Origin of the sequence: Kitasatospora sp. NPDC127035 (genome assembly GCF_042726075.1) — a bacterium.
Classification (GTDB): domain Bacteria; phylum Actinomycetota; class Actinomycetes; order Streptomycetales; family Streptomycetaceae; genus Kitasatospora.
The window spans coordinates 1-2,898 of sequence record NZ_JBHXDN010000087.1; the positions used below are offsets into that span (position 1 = coordinate 1).

The following is a 2,898-nucleotide window of genomic DNA, read 5'->3' on the forward strand; positions in this document are numbered from 1 at the left end:
CTCTCCTCCGGAGACATGACGCGCCGTCACTACCGTGACGGAATGCTGCGGCGTCGCTCCGCGACGCCAGCTGGCTGGAGCGGTGTGGGGTCGGACGGCTCAATGCAGTGGGTGGTGGCGGTCACCGCCGGCCCGATTCTAATCTCTGTAATGCGAACCAGGTTCCTCGGCGGATGGTTCGCTCAGAGCTTGGCTCTGACCTGCTAGTTTCATGGGGATCAGCTTCAGCCGGGTGTTCCGTGGCTGCTGTGCGGCCTCATTCTAGCGTTCTCAGCGCCCGCCGGACTCGTTCCGCCTCCGGCGAAACGAGCGGTCTGTGAGGGGCAGCCAGGAGATGTCGTTTCCTCCACTGCAGAGGTTTTCGTGACCCTCCGTTAGGTTGAAGTCAGGTCTAAACCTTTCCCTTTGGTTTAGACCACTCTACTTGGCAACTAGAGAATGAGAGTTGGTCGGCCGATGTTATGTAACGGGATGTCGACGGCTTGCGGGTCCTCATGTGTAATGCCACTGAGGCAAGGTGTCGGCGATACAGAATTGATCGACCGGGCGGGTTCTGTATCGCACACGGCTGCTCTTCACCGCGGCCGGTTGTCGGCAACGGGGCGCAGCAGGGCCGTGATGAACTCGTGGGCAGTTGCTTGGTGTTGAGGGCAGACGCGGGCCCAGCCAGTGGGTGCGCCTGGCCTAGGTTTCCGGCCGGGTTCGGGCGTCAGGTGTTGGGGGTCGTGTGGTGGGGCTCCGCCGGCGGGATGGTGAGGTTGTGGTGGGTGAAGAGGGTGGTGAAGAACTGTTCGAGGAGGGGGCCAGCGTGGTGTCGGTTGCTGAGTTCGGTGGAGCTGAATCGGTAGACCTCGTAGCCGCGGAGCTTGAGGTCGCGGTCGCCGCGGACAGTGTCCTCGTACGCCTTGGCGGTCGCGTAGTGGTGGCGGCCGTCGACTTCCAGGACGGCGCGGTGGCCGCCCGGTAGGAGCATGAGGAAGTCCATACGGTGGTTCAGCAGGGCTTCGACGCCGCGCTGTTGGACGGTCTTGTGGTCCCAGTGCAGCCAGACCTCGGGGAGCAGGGCGGGCAGGGTCGAGGCGCGGGCGCCGTAGATGCGGTGATAGAGCCGGTAGAGGTCGCGCTGGGGAGAGACGTCCTCGCTGGGCATGGAGGCCAGCAGGCGGTTGTAGAGGTCCTTCTTGGCCTGCTCGGTGTCGTCGGTGCCGGTTTTCTCCTGCCACCACTGCTGCAGGTCGCACCAGCGGATGCCGTCCGGGCCGATGAGCCGGTCGTAGACGAGGACCTGGTCTGTCCCCTGCAGGACTTCGAGATCGTTGTCGACGACGCTCAGGAAGCGGATGTCGGGCTTGGCGGTGGTGGCGAAGATCAAGGTCTTCGGCCGGCGGGCGGCGCCGGGGCCAGTGCGCAGGAGCTGGAAGTGTGGGTAGCCGTCGCGCTCGCCGGTCTGCTCGAGGCGGATTGCGGTCGGTGCCAGCGCCGTGTTGACCGTCTCGACGAGGCGGCCTTGGGCGCCAGCGTCTGGGAGGGTTGCCGGGTCGACCAGGGCTTCGAGGAAGCGGGTGAACCTGGCGGAGCCGGCCTCGAAGACCCCGAGCTGCTCGAACAATTCCTCCGCCGACCAGTCCTCTCGGTTGCGGAACACGTGCTGGTGGATCCGGGCCCGCAGGCTCGTCGTCGACGATCCCGTCCACAGCGCCATCGGGTCGTCGTCCAGGTGCCAGAACCGTTCCAGTGCGCGCTCGAACCTGTCCTGGCGGTGGAGCAGCTCGTCGAGGTTGATCGGGGCGGCCAGCTCGCGCCGCACCCGGCCCGGGATCTCGATGACCGTTCCGGCGTCCCAAACGGCGTCCTCGAGGGCGAACCGCTCCTTCCCGCGGACGGACACCTGCGGGGAGTCGAGGAGGCGCTGCGCGGCCTGGAGGAGGCCGCCGTCGTCCGGGAGTGCCTTGAGGCAGGCTTCCAGGCGCTGGCTCTTCGAGCCTGTGTCTGCCGCGGGTATCGGTAGCCTGAGCTCGGGCCCCAGCTCGGTCAGCTCCCGGTGGGTACAGGAATGGAGCCCCCACACGACAGTGCTGACCGCTTCTCGCAGCTTCGTCGGATCCACCGCCACAGGCCGAGTGTGGCAGACCGCTCGGACAGCTGTCCCAGAAGCGGCGCAGCCGCCGTCCCGGCAGGCTCCGGGGTGCTGCACCGGAGCGCCGTTGCGCCGGCCGGGGCAGGTCGGCGCAGCGGGGGTACGCGGAGGGCGGCGTTCTGGCCTTCCCGGAAAGGGGCGGTGCAGCGGGTGTGGGGCGCAGCGGCAGGGTGGGACGAGGCGGGGGCGTTGGCGCCGGATGGGCCCGTCTGTCCAGCTGGGACGTGCGGTGCTTGGTGGGGAAGACCGTCAAGGCGCTTGTGGTCGCAGCACCTAAATGAGCTTGAGTGCTTCGTCCCACACGTTATCTCCGTCCGCCCAGGTCCACAGCCATTGGCGCAGTGACGGTGCGGCGTAGCACAGGCCGTCGTGGGGGTTTTCGCCCCAGTCGGGTTCCCAGCCGTCGGCGTCCCAGAGCAGGACGGGGTTGTCGATCGCGATCAGCGAGACGTGCCACTGCATGCTGCAGCCTCCGCCTGTCAGGAAGAGCCATGACGCCGGCCGCCCGTACTTTGGCCCTCGCGTGTGGAGGGAGGTTGCGCAGGGCCAGTCCGGTCTGTGCCAGTACGGGATGCGGCGCGGTGTCAGCGAGGCGAGGCCTCCTTCCGGGCCGAATCCCCCGTCGCCGATCTCGGTGTAGATGCGTCGGAGCAGTGGCGGGGGGGGGGGGGCCGGGGGGGGGGGGCCCAAGGCGGCCCCCCCGGGGGGGTGGGGGGGGGACCGCAGGGCGGGGGGGACGGCGGGGGGGGGGCCTGTTGGTT

The 2,898-nt window shown here is 68.1% G+C and carries 2 protein-coding genes; both read right to left on the reverse strand.

Going from position 1 to position 2,898, the window contains the following annotated elements; genetic code table 11:
- Positions 1–709: 709 nt before the first annotated feature.
- Positions 710–2,113 (reverse strand): hypothetical protein, encoded by a 1,404-nt coding sequence (locus ACFWIC_RS36525; RefSeq protein WP_380521212.1) that lies wholly within the window; start codon positions 2,111–2,113, stop codon positions 710–712.
- A gap of 297 nt (positions 2,114–2,410) precedes the next feature.
- Complete coding sequence (locus ACFWIC_RS36530; RefSeq protein ID WP_380521213.1) at positions 2,411–2,599, reverse strand: hypothetical protein; 189 nt, start codon at positions 2,597–2,599, stop codon at positions 2,411–2,413.
- Positions 2,600–2,898 lie beyond the last annotated feature (299 nt).